General features: G+C 64.0%; 13 protein-coding genes. 7 read left to right on the forward strand and 6 right to left on the reverse strand.

Going from position 1 to position 17,116, the window contains the following annotated elements; genetic code table 11:
- Positions 1-56 precede the first annotated feature (56 nt).
- From AC1DQQ_RS04180 to AC1DQQ_RS04205, 6 genes are read left to right on the forward strand one after another with little or no spacing between them, the layout of a single operon-like run.
- Positions 57-962, forward strand: coding sequence for a LysR family transcriptional regulator (locus AC1DQQ_RS04180; RefSeq protein ID WP_478040554.1), 906 nt, complete (start codon positions 57-59; stop codon positions 960-962).
- A 41-nt stretch (positions 963-1,003) separates the two neighbouring features.
- On the forward strand, positions 1,004-2,386 hold the full coding sequence (locus AC1DQQ_RS04185) for a glycerate kinase type-2 family protein (RefSeq protein ID WP_478044327.1): 1,383 nt from the start codon (positions 1,004-1,006) through the stop codon (positions 2,384-2,386).
- Positions 2,387-2,397: 11 nt separating this feature from the next.
- On the forward strand, positions 2,398-3,669 hold the full coding sequence (locus AC1DQQ_RS04190) for an MFS transporter (protein WP_478044329.1): 1,272 nt from the start codon (positions 2,398-2,400) through the stop codon (positions 3,667-3,669).
- Positions 3,666-4,709, forward strand: coding sequence for a zinc-dependent alcohol dehydrogenase (locus AC1DQQ_RS04195; protein WP_478044331.1), 1,044 nt, complete (start codon positions 3,666-3,668; stop codon positions 4,707-4,709). The genes AC1DQQ_RS04190 and AC1DQQ_RS04195 overlap by 4 nt, the downstream gene beginning before the upstream one ends.
- Complete coding sequence (locus AC1DQQ_RS04200; RefSeq protein WP_478044332.1) at positions 4,706-5,671, forward strand: Gfo/Idh/MocA family protein; 966 nt, start codon at positions 4,706-4,708, stop codon at positions 5,669-5,671. Before AC1DQQ_RS04195 ends, AC1DQQ_RS04200 begins: the two co-directional genes overlap by 4 nt.
- On the forward strand, positions 5,661-7,346 hold the full coding sequence (locus AC1DQQ_RS04205) for a glycoside hydrolase family 36 protein (RefSeq protein WP_478040559.1): 1,686 nt from the start codon (positions 5,661-5,663) through the stop codon (positions 7,344-7,346). The genes AC1DQQ_RS04200 and AC1DQQ_RS04205 overlap by 11 nt, the downstream gene beginning before the upstream one ends.
- A 137-nt stretch (positions 7,347-7,483) precedes the next feature.
- Here AC1DQQ_RS04205 and AC1DQQ_RS04210 read toward each other — a convergent pair whose 3' ends face one another.
- Positions 7,484-7,795: a FadR/GntR family transcriptional regulator gene (locus AC1DQQ_RS04210; protein WP_478044334.1), complete on the reverse strand. Its 312-nt coding sequence runs from the start codon at positions 7,793-7,795 to the stop codon at positions 7,484-7,486.
- Between the two features lie 241 nt (positions 7,796-8,036).
- Positions 8,037-8,396 (reverse strand): GntT/GntP/DsdX family permease, encoded by a 360-nt coding sequence (locus tag AC1DQQ_RS04215; protein ID WP_478040560.1) that lies wholly within the window; start codon positions 8,394-8,396, stop codon positions 8,037-8,039.
- A gap of 261 nt (positions 8,397-8,657) precedes the next feature.
- Here AC1DQQ_RS04215 and AC1DQQ_RS04220 point away from each other — a divergent pair, with 261 nt between their 5' ends.
- On the forward strand, positions 8,658-9,827 hold the full coding sequence (locus AC1DQQ_RS04220) for a lactonase family protein (RefSeq protein ID WP_478040561.1): 1,170 nt from the start codon (positions 8,658-8,660) through the stop codon (positions 9,825-9,827).
- Between the two features lie 350 nt (positions 9,828-10,177).
- Here AC1DQQ_RS04220 and AC1DQQ_RS04225 read toward each other — a convergent pair whose 3' ends face one another.
- The 4 genes from AC1DQQ_RS04225 to AC1DQQ_RS04240 all read right to left on the reverse strand — a co-directional run bounded on the left by AC1DQQ_RS04225 (position 10,178) and on the right by AC1DQQ_RS04240 (position 17,048).
- Positions 10,178-11,761, reverse strand: a complete 1,584-nt coding sequence (locus AC1DQQ_RS04225; RefSeq protein WP_478044335.1) for a DUF5597 domain-containing protein — start codon at positions 11,759-11,761, stop codon at positions 10,178-10,180.
- A 344-nt stretch (positions 11,762-12,105) separates the two neighbouring features.
- The gene (locus AC1DQQ_RS04230; RefSeq protein ID WP_478044336.1) at positions 12,106-14,541 is read right to left on the reverse strand and encodes a glycoside hydrolase family 2 TIM barrel-domain containing protein; all 2,436 of its coding nucleotides are present in this window, start codon (positions 14,539-14,541) and stop codon (positions 12,106-12,108) included.
- A gap of 309 nt (positions 14,542-14,850) precedes the next feature.
- On the reverse strand, positions 14,851-15,447 hold the full coding sequence (locus AC1DQQ_RS04235; RefSeq protein ID WP_478028623.1) for a hypothetical protein: 597 nt from the start codon (positions 15,445-15,447) through the stop codon (positions 14,851-14,853).
- 17 nt (positions 15,448-15,464) lie between these two features.
- On the reverse strand, positions 15,465-17,048 hold the full coding sequence (locus tag AC1DQQ_RS04240; protein WP_478044338.1) for a tryptophan halogenase family protein: 1,584 nt from the start codon (positions 17,046-17,048) through the stop codon (positions 15,465-15,467).
- Between the last annotated feature and the right edge of the window lie 68 nt (positions 17,049-17,116).

Raw genomic sequence — 17,116 nt, forward strand, 5'->3', positions numbered from 1 at the left:
CGTTATGTCGCAACGATATGTTGCGCAGGATGCAACAATAACCTAGCCGTTGCCGGATGCTCGATCTCGGCGATCTCATGGTGTTCACCAAAGTGGTCGAAACCGAAAGCCTGACACGCGCCGGCAAGCTCCTCGGCTTGCCCAAATCCACTGTCAGTCGGCGGCTGTCGCGGCTCGAGGAACATCTCGGCGTGCAGCTGCTTCACCGTTCGACCCGCGCGGTGACGGTGACGCAGGACGGCGCGACCTTTTTCGAATATTGCCTGCGCTCGATCGGCGTGTTGCGCGACGGCGAGCGCGCATTGCAGAGCCAGGCGCGGGTACCGCAAGGCGTCGTCCGGATCGCGATCCCCTATGTGCTCGGGCAAAGCCTGGTAGGGCCGCTGCTCGCCGGATTCCTGCAGAACTATCCCGATGTGCGGCTGGTCGCGGTGCTGAGCGACGATGCGGTCGGATTGCTGCGATCGGGGTTCGACGTCGCACTCGCGATCGGGCCGTTCGCCGACAGCGGGCTGATCGCGGTCAAGCTCGGCACCACTGGCTGCGGCGCATTCGCCTCGCCGGGTTATTTCGAGCGATATGGCCGGCCGCAAAGCCATGTCGATCTGCCGCGGTTCGACCTGCTCGCCGCGGGAGAAGCCGACCGGCGCCATCGCTGGACCTTGCGCAACGGCAGTACGGAAGTGACCGTCGAGTTCACCCCCAAATTGCTGTGCAACGACATGATCCTGCTACGCGACGCGGCGCTGGCCGAACTCGGCGTCGCCAATCTGCCCGCATTCCTGTGCAAGCGCGACCTTGCCGAGGGACGGCTGGTCGAGGTGCTGCCCGGCTGGCAGGCGAGCGATCTCACCTTCTTCGCTTTGTTCGCCGATCCCAAGGGCGTGCCGGTCCGCGTTCGTACGCTGATCGATTATCTGGTCGAGCATCTTCGCCCGACTTTGTCCTGGGATCTGCACTGACAGTTGCGCCTGACGGAACACAGCGTTCCATCAATCCAGGCTTGGCGCGTTCAAACGGAACGGCCAACCCTTGGCAAGACGACGCCGAACGAGCGAGCGTCAGCGCCAAGGAGGGGATTATCAACGACCAATCTGCCCTGACCGCCACCGGCGGCGCGGCCCAGCGCAACGATCTGCTCGCCTTGTTCACGGAAGCCGTGCGAGCGGTGTCGGCCGATACGGCAATGCCTCCGGCGATTCCGGTGTCGCCGCATGGGCGGACCGTGGTGATCGCGGTCGGCAAGGGCGCCGCGGCGATGATGCGCGTCGCTCAGGCGAGGTCGAAGGGCCGCGGGGTCGAGGGGCTGGTGGTGACCCGTCACGGCCATGTGCCCGCCGGGACGTCGTGGCCTGGGGTCGAGATTATCGAGGCCGGTCATCCCTATCCCGATGAGAACAGCGTGCGCGCAGCGCTTCGCGCACTCGAGATCGCGCATACGCTCGATGCGGGCGATCGCCTGCTGGTGCTGTTGTCGGGTGGCGGATCGGCGCTGCTGGCGGCGCCCGCGCCCGGGCTTGACCTCGCCGACAAACAGACGATCACCCGCGCCTTGCTGCAATCGGGCGCAACGATCGAGGAGATCAACCGCGTCCGCAAGCATCTGTCGCTGGTCAAGGGCGGCCGCCTCGCGGTCGCGGCAGGCGCGGCCGCGGTCACCACCTGGATCATTTCCGACGTGCCGGGCGACGATCCGTCGTTCGTGTCGTCGGGACCGACCGTCGCCGATACCAGCAACCTCGACATGGCCCGGGAGATCATCGAGCGCTACGGCATCGACCCATCGCCGCAGGTCGCCGCGGCGCTGAACGATCCCGCCAACGAGACGCCTTCGGCCGACAGCCTGGGCATCGCCGGCAGCGAGACATTGGTGATCGCGCGTGCCCGCGACGCGCTTGCCGCCGCCGGTCGTCTGGCGCGCGACAAGGGCTATCAGGTCACCGATATCGGCGACAATATCCAGGCCGAAGCGCGGCATCTCGGCGCCGCGCATGCCGCCTTGTCGCGGCGGCTGGCGCAGGACGGCGCGCGACGCGTGATCCTGTCGGGTGGCGAGACCACGGTGACGGTGATCAACAAGGACGGGCGCGGCGGGCGCAACCTCGAATATCTGCTCGCCCTGGCCATCGCGCTCGACGGCGCGCCTGGCATCTGGGCGCTGGCCTGCGACACCGACGGGATCGACGGGACCGAGGATGCGGCGGGCGCGATCATCACGCCGGACACGCTGGCGCGGGCGCGCGAAGCCGGGCTCGACCCCGCGGCATATCTTGCAGCCAACAACGCTTATCTGTTCTTTGATGGGATCGGGGACCTGGTCGTATCGGGCCCGACCCTGACCAATGTGAACGACTTTCGCGCGATCCTGATCGACGCGAAGGCTTGAGAGGATTGCCCATGGCGACCAGCCCACCACGCGTGCGCGCGGCTCCGTCCAGCTACCCATGGCTGCTGATCGGTTTGCTCTGGGTGGTCGCGTTCCTCAACGCCGCCGACCGATCGGTGATCGTCGCGGTGATGCCGTCGATCCGCACCGAGTTCGGCCTGAGCGATACCCAACTCGCGTTGATCTCCTCGGTGTTCTTCTGGTGCTATGCCGCCGCGGCCTTGTTCACCGGCCGGCTCGGCGACAGCGCGCGGCGTACCCGCGTGGTGATTTACGGCCTCGTCTTCTGGAGTGTCGCGACGGGCATGGTGCCGCTGTCGACCGGCTTCGTGATGTTGCTGGGGCTGCGCGCGGTCGTGGCGTTCGGGGAGTCGACCTATTACCCGACCGCCACTGCCTTGATCGGCGACTGGCATGGCCCGGGGATGCGCAGCCGTGCGCTGTCGATCCACCAGACCGCGGTGTTCGCAGGGTCGGGGCTCGGGGCGATCCTCGCCGGCGTGATCGCCGACCATTTCGGCTGGCGCGCGCCGTTCCTGGTGTTCGCCGCACTGGGACTGGTCTGGGCAATCGTGCTGGTCCGCACGCTGCGCGACGCGCCGATCCGCCACACCAAGGCCGAACGCGACCGCAACGAAGAGCCTTACGGCGTGGTGCTCCGGATCAAGCCTGCGCTGATGCTGCTGGCGGTGTTCTTCCTTGCCAATGGCGTCGCCAATGGCGTGACCGTGTGGGCGCCGACCTTTGTCCACGACAAGCTTGGCGAAAGCCTGACGGGATCGGCTTTCTATGGCTCCGCGAGCATCAACATCGCGGGCTTCCTGGCGGTGCCGCTCGGCGGCCTGCTGGCTGACGTACTGGCGCGGCGCTCGCCGATCGGGCGCTTCTATACGCTGGCAATCGGGCTGGTGATCGCCGCGCTGCTGCTCGCGCCGATGGCCTGGGCGACTTCGGGGTTCGAAGTCGCGCTGGTGCTGATCGGCACGACCTTGGGCAAGGGCCTGTTCGACGGCTGCATCTATGCGGCGATGCACGATGTCGTACCGCCGCATGCGCGCTCGACCGCGGTCGGCATGATGACGACCTGTGGCTTCGTTGGTGCGGGTGTCGCGCCCTTGTTCATCGCGGGTGCCTCCAACTCGCTGGGCATGGCGGCAGCGCTCGGATCGCTTGCCGCAATGTATGCGCTCGCCGTCGTCATCCTGCTCGCGACGCGCGGCATGACCCGGGCCGCGGTCGAGGCGAATCGCGAGCCCGCTACCGCTGAGGAAATAGTCGAATGACCATTGCGCTCGTGCTCAATGCGCCGCGCGAACTCGGTTTCGAGGAAACGCCCGACGCGCCGCTCGGCGCCGACGAGGTGCGTATCGCGACGCTGTTTTCGGGGATCAGCGCGGGCACCGAACTGACCCAGTATCGCGGCACCAGCCCGTTCATGGCACGACGCTGGGACGAGGAGCGCCGGCTGTTTGTCGATGGCGCGGCGCCAAGCTGGCCCTATCCGGTCCGCAACCTCGGCTATGAGGAAGTCGGCGAAATCGTCGAGACCGGGACCGCGGTCGCGGACTTGCGGTCGGGCATGCGGGTCTATGGCACATGGAACCATCGCACTCATCACATCGCGACAGCCGATTACGCGCGCGACCGGCTGATGCCCGACGGCGCCGATCCCCGGATCGGAATCTTCTCGCACATCGGCGCGGTGGCGTTGAACGGCGTCCATGACGCGCGGCTGCGGATCGGCGACACGGTTGCGATATTCGGGCTCGGCGTGCCGGGTCAGATCGTCGCCCAGGCAGCGCGGGCGAGCGGCGCGCGGGTCATCGGGATCGATCCCGATGCCGGCCGTCGCGCCACCGCTTTGTCGCTGGGGATGCACGACGCGCTTGATCCGAAAGCGGGAAGTGTCGCGGAGACGATCAAGGCGATGACCAACGGCCGCGGAGCCGACGCGTGCATCGAAGTATCGGGCGCGCCGCCCGCGCTCGCCGAGGCGATCCGCGCGGTCGCCTATTCCTCGCGCGTCGTTGCGATGGGCTTCTTCCAGGGCGAGGTGCCCGGACTGAGGCTGGGTGAGGAATTTCACCACAATCGCGTCGAACTTATTTGCTCGCAGATCTCGGGTACCGCGCCCGAGGCGATGCATCGCTGGTCGAAGCCGCGGCTGTGGCGCACCGCGATCGAACTGCAGCATCGCGGGGTGCTCGATCTGCTGCCGCTCATCACCCACACCGCGCCGTTCGAGGAGGCGCCCGACCTGTTCGCGCGGCTCGATGTAGGCGAACCCGGTCTGCTCCAGGCGATGATCGAGTTCCCGCAATGAGGGTGGCGTTGCTCGGCTGCGGCGGCATCGCGTCGCGTCACGTCGCCGCGACCAAGGCGCTTGGGCTCGACCTCGTCGGCTGCTGCGGCCGTGACCAGGCTCGCACCGACGCCTTCGCCGCCGAGCATGGCGGAGAGGCATTCGTCGACCTCGATCGGATGATCGACACCGTCGCGCCCAACCTGCTGATCGTGGCCTTGCCTCCGTTCGTGCGCAACGGCGAGATCGAGCATGCCGCGTCGCGCGGGGTTCACCTGCTGGTCGAAAAGCCGATCGCGCTCGATATGGCGGCGGCCGAGCAGATGGTCGCGGCGGCCGAAGCGGCGGGCGTCGTCGCGGCGACCGGCTTCATGTATCGGTTCGGCGATGCGGTGCGGCGCTGGCGATCGATCGATACCGGTCCGGTCGGGCTCTATGCCGGCGCCTATCATTGCAACGCGCTCCACGCGCCCTGGTGGCGCGAACAGGCGAAGTCTGGCGGCCAGATGCTCGAACAGGTGATCCATCAAATCGATCTCGTCCGCCATCTGGTCGGCGAACCCGATACGGTGACCGCGCGCCGCGCCAACCTGTTCCATCGCGACGTGCCGGGTTATGATATCGAGGACGTGTCGGCGATCCTGTTCGGCTGGGACGATGGCCGCATCGCCACGATCAATGCCTCGAACATCGCCACCCCGGGCCTGTGGCACAAGGAATGGGCGATCTATGCCGAGCGCATGACTGGCCGGTTCACCAGCTGGAACGAGGCGGTGCTGACGCCGACAGCACAGGGCGCCGAGGCCGAGATTGTCGCCGGCGCGAGCGACCCCTTCGCCGCGCAACTTGCCGACGTCGTCGGCGCGATCCATGAACACCGCGCACCAGCAATCACGCTGCGCGACGGCGCGGAGACGTTGCGGCTCGCGCTTGCCGCGCGCCAATCGGCCGACGAGCGTCGGGAGATCCGGCTTGCTCGCTGATCTCGATCGTCGCGGCATCGCCTTCTCCACGCCGCGGCCGCTGCTCGACGGCGTGGTTCCGCCGCATGGCACGCCGATCGTAGAGCCCGGCCGGATCGTCTGGCCGCTCGACGCCGGCGGATCGATCGCGCTGGCGGTCGCCCGTGATGGCGACGCGCTCAGCCTCGACGTGTCGGCGACGGCCATCCACCGCGCGATTGACAGCATCGGGCTGCGCTTCGAGGCGGTCCGCGGCGTGCGGCGCTATCTACGCAATGGCTATCAGAGTTGGGACGGCGCCTATTTCGTCGCGCCCGGAACGCCGCCCGGCGACGGTCCGCCGGCCAAGGCGCCGACATTGGGCTTCGCGATGACCGCCTTGTTGCCGGAAGGCGAAGGCGCGGTGCTACTCGGCTTCGACCGGCACGACCGCTACCAGACGCGCTTCGGGTTCGGCGGTACCGCCGAGATGCTGACGATCGATGTCGCGACCCTGCTCGACCGCACCGGCGAGACCCGCGCCGAAACGCTATATCTATTCGACGGCGACGCAGTCGAGCCGACGCTGCGCCGCTGGTCGCAGCGCGTTGCCGCCGCCGCACCGCTCCCGCCGCGCGTGCCCGACCGCCGGCTGACCGGTTGGTGCTCCTGGTACAATCTCTACGCGGCGATCGACGAAAGCGTGATCCGCGAGCATCTCGCGAGCGCGCGGGCTTATCGCGATATGCACCAGGTGGAGCTCGAGATCTTTCAGATCGACGACGGGTTCACGCCCGAAATGGGCGACTGGCTCGACGTGAAGCCGCAATTCCCGCGTGGCATGAAGCCGCTTCTCGATGAAGTTGCCGCGGCCGGGTTCCGCCCAGGCCTGTGGATCGCGCCGCTGCTCGTCGGTAATCGCAGCAAGCTGTTTGCCGCGCATCCCGACTGGGTGGTGCAGGACATCGCGACGCGCGGGCCGCTCGTCGCGATGGAATTCTATGGCGAATTCCGCTGGCACAAACGGTCGGAAGAATATTACATCCTCGACGTCACCCATCCCGATGCCGCCGCCTATCTCGCTCGGGTCATTCGCACCTGGGTCGGGGAATGGGGCGCGCGCTACATCAAGGCGGATTTCCTGCTCCACGGCGCCGAATATGGTCCCGAGCGGGCGCGCTGGCATCGGCCGGGCCTGTCGCGCATCGCGATCTGGCGGCACATGATGACGATCCTGCGCGAGGCGGCGGGTGAGGATGTGGTCATCGCTGGCTGCGGCTGCCCGCTTTGGGCGTCGGTCGGACTCGTCGACGCGGTGCGGATCGGTCGCGACGTCGGCGTGACCTGGAATGGTGATTATTCCGCCGAAAGCCTGCTGCGCGATCTTCAGACCCGCAACCATGCGAACGGCTTGCTGTGGCAGGCCGACCCCGATTGCGTACTGCTCCGCGACCGTTTTCACTATCTGACCGACGACCAGGTCGAAACGCTCGCGCACTTCGGTGCCGGCTGCGGCGGTGTGCTGATGACGAGCGACGACTTGGCGGCGCTCAGTCCGCGGCGCGCGGCGTTGTTCGCGGATCTGCTGAGGCGCCCATCGATAGGGTGCGATTTTCCGCTGCTGGGGATCGCCGAAGGGTCGGTCGAACAACATGTTCACCGTTCCGAGGGTTCGATCGACGTCCTGCAAATGGACGTGCAGCAGGTAGCCGACTAGCCCCTGAAGATCACGCGCCGGCATTGCCCACCCAATCCGACCTCTCGATTGAGGGGAGGGGAGGTGAGAGCGCTATGGCGGGATACCCTCAGATGGGATGACGATATGGGGCAAGCATGACGCCTGGGACGTGGGTATTATGGCATCAACCGCTTGCGCCCCTGCGACAGATGCCAGCGCATCGCGAGCGCTGCACCGTCGGCGTCCTGAACCCGGATCGCTTCGACGATCATCTGGTGTTCGGACAGCATCGCGCTGATCGCCTCGGGCGGCCGCGACCGGAATATGTCGACACCCGCTTTCATGATCCGGTCGATGTTGGCGAACATATGGTCGAACGCGGAGACGAAGGCGGAATTGCAGGTGCCGAGCACGATCGCGCGGTGAAGCGCCATATCTTCCAGATGTGCCGGTCCGCTGGACAGCAAGGCATTTTCCAGGCGTGTCATTTCCTGCTCGATGACGTGCGGCCAACCGCGCTTCCGACGGCAAGCGGTCGCCGGTCTCCAGATGCTCCTGATTGATGATCGCGACGATGCCCGTATAGGCGCGGTCGGCGAGGCGACCCTCACTCATCTTTTACCGCTCCGGCTTTTGGGCGGTGTCATCGGAGCTGCCTGGTCACAGGAGGTAGCTCCCGCCAAGCACGCAGACCAGACCGACGACCGATACGACCGTCTCCAAGACCGACTAGGTGCGAAACGTGTCGGTTGACCAGCGCGACCAGCAACTCGCCCAGGGCGCGCCGGCATTTCCCGCGAGCTTCAGGCCGCTCCGCGCCAATGAGGCTGCGCCATCCGACAGCTGAAGCATCGCGCCCAGCGACAGGCCGAGCGCGACTACCAAGCCCGTTCCGCCGAGAATATCGCCACCACCCTTTTGTAGCGCCGCCACCGTGGCGAGGGGCGACAGGCCGACGCACAAGCCCGCGACGAACGCGCCGCACAGCAGCGCGATGAACGGGTGAAGGCGGCCCTTGACGATCAGGACGACCCACAGGCCGATCTCGAACACTGCCGCCAGCACCAAGCGGAGATCTTCGGGCGTCATCGTGGCGCGTGCCCGTATCGAGTCGCTGTGCGGTTCGCAGTCTTCACGCAGGCAATGTCGTTCGGCATGCGCCTTCCCTCCGATAGCCTGTTGGTCGTTAGGTCAGCTTTTTCCGAGCACTGCTGTATGACAGATATCGCTCGGTCGCCACGAGGAAGGCTTGTTGGCTCTGAAATCGTCGTGAATAGGTGAAAACCTGTCCAACCAATCCGACTCTTCTCAATAGGGAGCCGGTTTGGCCCGAATGAGAGGAAACGTATCGTGGGCATCGCGCAAAATCTGGCAGCAACTAGTCATGGCGAGGAATCGCGCGACTGCGTCGCGGCGGCGGCTCCTGCGTTGCTCTTTTCCCGGCGCGCGCTCGTCGGCGCCGCAATCGCGCTCGGTGCGCTCCCTGCCAGGCTCCTGGCGCAAGGTCCGGTCGAGCTGATCGCCGGAACCTATGCTCGCGAAGGTGGCCCCGGTCTTGTACCGCTGACGGCAAGTGCGAGCGGCTGGGTAGCGGGCCATCCGTTGGGCACAATCCGTAACGCTTCGTTCGGCGTGCGCGCGGGCGCGAGCGGCGTTCGATACCTACTCGACGAACAGGAAAAGGGCCGGGTTGGCATTTACGACCGAGGCTTGCAGCCTCTGGCTGACTTCTCCACGCTCGGTGCCGATCCTTGCCATGCCGCCCTTAGTCCTGACGGGGGCATGCTGGCCGTGGCCAATTACTCCAGCGGAAGCGTCGCCGTTTGGCGGATCGATCGCGACACCGGTCGTCCAATTGGGCAAGCGCACCTGGTCGTACATGCCGGTAGCGGCCCCAATCGCACCCGGCAGGCGGGCGCGCATGCGCATTGGGTGGGTTTTGCGATGGGCGGGAAGCTGCTGCATGCCGTCGACCTGGGTGCAGATGCGATCTTCGCGCACAGATTGGATCAGCGATCGGGTGCGATCATCTCCAGTTCGCTCGCTTACCGCGCACCAGCGGGGTCGGGTCCGCGCCATCTCGCGCGCCATCCGCGCCTAAGGATCGCCTATTTGGTCTCCGAACTGGCTAATATGGTGACGGTCCTTACGGCCCGTCCCGACGGCACATTCGCCGCGAAGGGGTCCGTTTCCACCTTGCCGGCAGCGTTCGTCGGAACGTCGACCGCCGCCCACATAGCGCTTAATAGCGGTGGCACGCGGCTGTACGTCTCCAATCGCGGCCACGACAGCATCGCGGTGTTCGCGATCGACGCGGCCGGAGGATTGACCCTCATTCAGCATGTCGGCTCGGGTGGGCGAGGTCCGCGCTTGTTCCTGTTGGTCGAGGAGCGGGGAGAAATGCTGGTCGCCAACCAACGGTCGGGAAATGTCGCTCGGCTCCCGCTGGGCAAGGACGGGCGCCTCGGTGCTGCCGTCCATGGCACGGCAATTCCCGGTGTGGTATTTCTATCTGCGTAGCCCGTGCAGGGTTTATGGCGGAGGTCGGTTGCTCGACTGTCATGCCCGGGGCGAGCTTACGCGCGCTGATCCTGGCCAAGCGAAAGAATCCGCATCGCGCGAATGAGAGTTGCAGCGCGCATCGAGCGTATAGTTGACGACCTGAAAGTCGCGCTCAACGGCGAGCGGTTCTCGCCGCTCGCGGGGATGCACGTCGGCGACGTCAGGCCGAACAGTCGCGGTTGATGGGAGCCGACAGAATTATAGGTTGATCACTCATCACGTTGGAACCTTTCGCCGACAAATTGGGAAGATCGTCCCGAAGGGTCAGTCGCACTTGAGCGATAAGGCGAACAGCTCTGGCAAACAAATTAGTGAGAGATGCCGAACCGTATTTTGAGCAGCGTCGGCTTCGTCAGGTTGAGGCCGTGATCTACCTCGTCACCGTTCCAACGGCGCTTCATGAGCCAGCGGCCATTCTGGAACATGCCTTCCTCGACCACCATGAAACGTCCACCGCCATCGGGTGCCGGAGCGGCTTCGCCGAAGGCGATGCGCACGTCGGACCCGGCAAGCAGAAACTCGTCCGCCCCCAGCTCGATGACGGCTGCGCCGCCAACAGGACGGTCCTTGTTGGGATTTGGCGGCGCATCGCGGCCCCCGAACTCCCACAGCCCGTATTGCGCAGTGATTTTCCAGCGGCCGAGGGTCGCGGATTGATCCGACACGTCCTCGCCCTTTGCGAAACCGACCGTGGGATGGTCGTATGCGAGCCGAGCCCAGTCCTGTGCGATCGGCGCCATCAGCGCGAATTTGGACGAGATGGCTTCGAGATTCTCGGGTGTGTTCAGACCGCCGAGCGGGAAATTGGAAAAGGTCGGATCCATCCCGAACGGCGACCAGCCGATCGCCCCTTTGCCGAGCGCCAGCCAGAAAAACCGCGCGAATCCCAAGTCGTTGCCCGTTTCGGGAATGAACAGCGGATTATCCGTCCGCGCGTAATGATCCATATATGCCGCAACGGCCGTCGAGTTGCGCTCGTAGATGTCGGGCGCTTCGATCGCGATATGCGGAGCCGCGGCCTTCCAGATGTCGATCACTGCCCAATCGGGCCCGCTATTGCCTCCGGCGTCGTTAAAGGCGTCGCTGAGCGCGGCATTGACGTACATCGGCAGGTTGAGTTCGGCTTGCCCGGCAGCCGCGATCTCGTCGATATAGCGTGCGAGGTACCAAGCGGTGAAGTTTCGCGCAGCGGTCTTGCCGAACGCCTCTGTCCAGGTGCCGCTTTTCCCGGTCCGCCGCGCGAGCTCTGCCGGGATAGGAGCCGCGAACAGCCGGTTGGCTTCGGGCGAATAGTCGCGATCGAGGCCATAGCTCCCGACTTCGTTCTCCGGCTGCACCATGATGACGGTGTGATCCGGGTCGATCTCGCGGAGGTGGCGCATCAGCGCTACGAACGCGCGCTTATCGGCTTCGAGCGTATTTCGGCCGAGTGGCGTATGAACATAATGCTGTTTGCCATCCTTGGTCATCATGTGCGGAAACCGCTTCGAATCCGCCTTCACCCATTCCGGCGCATAGCCCGGCCCGGTATTCTTCCAGGTCCCGAACCACAGCAGGACCAGGCGTACATGGTTCTCGCGGGCCTGCGGAACCAGGGCGTCGACCCACGAAAAGTCGAACTTGCCTTCGGCCGGCTCGATCTGCTCCCAGGCGACCGGAATTTCGAGCGTATTGGCATGAATGGCGCGAATCGTCGGCCAGACCTCGGGCAGCATGGCCGGATAATTGCTTGAATTGTGCGCCTGCCCGCCGAGGATCAGGAACGGTGCGCCATCGACGTACAAAGCGTGCCGGCCGTTCTTGGAGACGATCCGCGGCAGTTCGGCGGCAGAGGCGGGTAGGGCAAGACACAGCGCGAGAAGCATGCCGCAGAGGCTGCGAAACAGGTTCATTCTCTCTCCCTTGAGTGGTCGATGTCTCGGCCGAGCAGAGGTTGGGCCCGACGGCATTGCTTGTCCGATCACCCCCAGCTCCCCCCAAATGATCCGCCGCGGCTGCATTTGCCAAAAACGGTCAGATTCCGGTTCGACTGGTAGACACAATCACGCGCCTAAGTCCAATGACGGCGCGCCAAACTCATAGTAGAAGGCATTGTAAATATAGGAAAAATTACCATACCATTCCCGTTTGTCGGGTCGCTGGACTGTCCTGAATAGTGTCAGTCCGCTTCGTAACTTTTTCGCGTTCAAGACAGAGTAATTGCCCGATGCGTTGCTCGAACCGCGATGGGCCGGGGCTATTTTGCTACGGTTTCGAGCTGAAGGTGCTGCGTCGGCAACCCCTCGACGTCGACGTCGACCTTGACGGGACCAGTTCTGGTGTCCGCGCGCAATGCCGCAACGACGCGTCCGTGAAAACTCTTGCGCGCTCCCGACTGGAAGCTCGATGCGTCTTGCGGGTTGCCGTTGCCGATACCCGCCAGCGTCGCGGCGCCGAGGGTCCGCACGGTCACGACACGGTCGGCGTGCTGGTCATAGACGGGCGTTCCGGCGGCATCGACGAGTTCCACCGTCACATAAGCGAGATCTTCGCCATTGGCGGTGAGGCGGCGGTGATCGACGGTCACGCGGACCTTGGCCGGCGGGCCTGCGGTGCGCAATTCCCAGCGCGCGACCTCGCGCCCATCGTCATAGCCGATGGCTGTCAGCCTGCCTGGCGCATAGGGCGGCTTGAACACGGCCCTGAATTTGCTCTCGACGCCCACCTGCTTGCGCCCAAGGCTGACTCCGTTGAGCAACAACTCCACTTCCGGAAGTTCGGAATAGACCTCGACCTCGAGTGGCTTGCCTTCCTGTCCCGGCCACGTCCAGCTGGGATGGACGTCGTCGAGCGCCCAATCGAGATGGGGTGGCGTAATCGGATAGAAATGCCGGTCGGGAAGGTCCTGGCTTCCTTCCGGCTGGCGAACGAACGCCGAGATCGGATCTATCCCCGTCTTCCACAGCACTTCGCGATAATAAGCGGCGGGTCTCTTGCGCCCCGTCGCGTCGATTTCGCCGCAATAAGCGAGATGCCAGGGGTAGGGGCCGAGCTTCTGCCAGTCCTGGCTATAGCCCATCCAGCCAATGCCGGATTCGCCGAGATAGTCGACAGCGGTCCAGACGAAATCACCGATCACCCAGGGCATGGTTTCGACCGGCCGCCAATAATCAAAGGCATCCCGCGAGGTCGATTCCGAGGTGTACATGACGCGTTGCGGGAATTTCAGGTGGTCGCCCGCGAACAAATGCGCTCGATAATTGTATCCGGCCACATCGAGCGCCGCGAATTGCTTGTCGCTGTCGGGCGGATCGATGCTGACCGCTTGGGTCACTGGCCGGGTCGGATCGAGGGCGCGCACGCGGTCGGCCAGCTTCCGCGCCGTCTCTACTCCCTGCGGCGATCCCTGTTCCGGGATTTCATTGCCGATGCTCCAGAAGATCACGCTCGGGTGATCGCGGCCGCTGACCACCATGCTGGCAATATCCTGCGGCCAATCCGTGGCGAAGAAGCGGGAATAATCCTGCGCGCGCTTGTCCTTGTTCCAGCTGTCGAAGGCCTCGTCGATCACCAGCATGCCGAGTTCGTCGGCGGCGTCGAGCGTGGCCTGGCTTGCCGGATTGTGCGCGCTGCGGATGGCATTGTAGCCGGCCGCCTTCATCAGCGCGACCTTGCGTCGGTCGGCATCCGGGAACCCCGCGGCGCCGAGCATATAATTGTCGTGGTGAATGTTCCCGCCGCGTAGGACCACGCGCTGGCCGTTGATCCGAAGGCCCTTCCTCGCATCGACGGTGATGGTGCGGATGCCGAACCGGGCTTGGCGCCTGTCGGTGACGACGCCGCCTATCCGCGTCTCCTGCACCAGCGTGTAGAGATTGGGAGAAGCGGGCGACCACAAGGCCGGGCGCGGGACCGCGAGCGATTGGTCCCATTCGCCGCTTGCCCTTGCCCCCAGATCTTGGCGCCGACTGGCCTGCGCTACCACCCGGCCATTCGGCGCGATTATCTTGGACACGAGTTCGACCGACTGCGCCCGGGTCGCACAGTTGCTCGCCGACGCCCTGATCGCGACCATGCCCATGCTTGGCGTCGCCTTGGGCGTGGTCACGAAAACCGAATCCGGGTCGATATGAATGCAATCGAGGATCTGGAGCGTGACCGGCCGGATGATGCCCGATCCCGCATACCAACGCGACGATGGGTCCGCGTGATTGACGCGCAGAGCGATTACATTGTCGCCGGCCCGCAGCTTGCCGGTAAGATCGACCGTGAACGCGGTGTAGCCATAATGGTGCTTGGCAATCCGGCGGCCGTTCACCCAGATCGTGGCGTCCATATAGACGCCCTCGAATTTGAGCCGAACGATCTTGCGCATCGCGGATGCGTCGAGTTTCAGATGGCGGCGATACCAGCCGATGCCGCCCGGCAGATAGCCCGAATCCTGGCCGGCGGTGGCGCGTCGATCGAATGGCCCGGCGCCGTCGCGCCCGTCCATGATCGACCAGTCATGCGGTACCACGACCGGCTTCCAGTCGCGATCATCGAAAGCAGGGGCTTCGGCACCTTGCACCTCGCCCCGGGCAAACAGCCAGTTCTGGGACAGGCTGCGCGTCTCCGCGAACGCCGGAGTTGCCAACGCCCAGACGAGCCACGCGACGGCAAGCCCCCATACTACCCCCAGCGGTCGCGACATTTGTTTCCTCCAACGGTGCTGGTCTGCGCCGCGGCCTGGACCAAGCCGTGTCCGCGGATTCGTAGTACCGGGATAGAGACGCCGCTCTGCCGCAGAGGCACCGCGCATCGCTTCTGATAGCTTTATCGTACTTGGCCATCTGGCCCGGACAAGCTGCCGGGTTCCAAATAAGAACGAAATGTTGCGAACCGGACCAGAAGGGGGTGAAGCGGTCTTCCAAGCACCGACTTCGCGGACGCCGTGCTTGTCCGCGAGCAAAGGCGCAAGTTCGTCAGTTATCACGGAATGGATGAACGTTGCGCCCGCGACCTACCGCCCAGTCGCCTCGCGCTGCGTTTCCAGCACATGCGGATCGCTGGCCAGTTTGTGGATATAGGCGCGCCGCGCGTCGGCTCCGCCCTTGATCCCGTCATAGTCCTTGCGCTGAGCGTCGGTCAGGACGATCTTGGCATAGCCGCGATCGATCATGCAACGACGTATGTCCTGGAACATCATTTCCTTGATACCTGCATATTGCTGGGCAGGTCTGGCGGCGGCTATCACCCTCTGCTCGTCAGCGGACCTGCTCATCGCACCCGATAAGTCCGGCTGGCCCATGGGTCCGGCGGCGGGGACGGTAGCCTGAGCGCTGGCGTCGAGTGCTTCCAGCTGCTTGGATGCGCGAGCCAGGGTCTTCACCTCCTCGGAATTGGCGACGTTTCTCGCCAGACCTTTCTTCCCGCATTCCAGAGCATCGCCGCGATATTGCTCGTAGGTGACGCCCGCTTTGGCCCAGATGGACTCTGGCGCCGCCTCCTTCGCGCTCGCGTTACCTGCCTGCACGCTCAGGAGAATGGCGCATCCCGCCAATACGCGGCCAAAAGGCGTGGGCGTTTTCTTTCGATTACCGTTCGCGACTGTCTTCATGATTTCGTTCTGCAATCTCATCGAGCGCCAGCCCCACGTTGAGCCACCGAAATTTCCGGCGCCCCGGCGAATGCCCGGAGATACTCCCCATGGAGAGGCATTGCATTGACGGCCGAACGCACCCTACCGTTGAAGGCGTCGAAATATGCGATGATCTCTTCGTCTGTCAGACGATCGATTTGAGGAACGAGGCCGTTCGCTCGGAGCCCCTGCCCATGCATTACCGACAGCCAACTGTTATAGGTGAAGAACTCTCCGGGCCGAATGAATAGTCTGCCATGTGGGGCGAACATATCTATTCGCCTCTGAAGTGAATCCGGAACGGACATATATTTGCAATATTTCCAGAATGACGTGTCTTCTCGCTCAGTTACCTTGTAGTGGAGAACTATGAAATCTCTGATCTGCTCGATTTCGAGCTCCACTTCCGAGTTGTAGGAGTCGATTTCGGACTGGTCGAAATTTTTGTCGGGAAAATAGGTTAGAAGTTTGAAAACGGATGTTTGAACGAGGTGAATGTTCGTGGATTCCAGCGGCTCGAGAAATCCCGAGGCTAGTCCGATTGAGACGCAATTCTTGACCCAGACCTCGCGGCGACGCCCAGGCGTAAACTTGATGCGCCTGGGGGGAGCCAACGGTTCTCCATCAAGCGCGCCGAGCAGCTTCTTTTCTACCGCATCGTCACTTTCGGCGAAGGCGCTGCTATATACCATCCCGTTGCCGGTGCGATGTTGCAGCGGAATGCGCCAACGCCAGCCCGATCCCTCGGCGATCGCTTTGGTATAGGGGGTCGGCGCCTGCACCCTGGCGCAAGGAACCGCAATCGCCCGATCACAGGGGAGCCAGTGCGTCCACTCCTCGTAAGGGCTGTTCAAGGTCTTTTCGATAAGCAGGCCATGCAGGCCCGTGCAATCGATGAAGAGATCGGCCTCGAACTCGCGCCCATCCTGTAAACGAACCGATTTGATAAATCCGTTTTCGGCATTCTGCTCGACATGCACGATCCGGCCACTCACATGCCGCACGCCGCGCTTGATGGCATAGGTGCGAAGATAATCGGCATAAAGTGCCGCGTCGAAATGGAAGGCATAGAAGTGCGACGGCAGGCCGGTCTGCTCGACCGCTTGTGGATGACGAAACCGATTATGCCGTGCCGCTATCGCGCCAACATTGCTGTCCTCGAGCAGCGTGTCGGTGCCCTGGGCCGCCATGAGCTCGGCGTACCGCAAGTACATGTGATAAAAGGAAACGTCTTTGTAATTGGGACCGAAATGAGCAAAAGAGTGGAAATAGCTATCTCCGACATTGCGCCAATTGACGAACTCGATCCCGAGTTTGAATGTCGCGTTGCAATGCCTCATGAAATCGGCCTGATCGAGACCGAGCATCTGATTGAATACATGGATGAACGGGACGGTCGCCTCGCCAACGCCGATTGTGCCGATTTCGGGAGACTCGATAAGCTCGATTTCGAGGCCAGCATCGGCCAAATCGGCACTGAGGGCCGCCGCTGTCATCCAACCCGCCGTACCTCCGCCGGCGATCAGCACCTTACGTACCGCGTTCGAGTTATGGGGCGCTTTCAAATCCTTTTCAGACATGCTCGTCCTTTCACATCGGCCGGACCATGGCACACCGAAACGGTCTGCCATGGCCCGGCGGATGTCCA

The sequence above is a fragment of the Sphingomonas sp. P4_G3 genome (assembly GCF_056401105.1).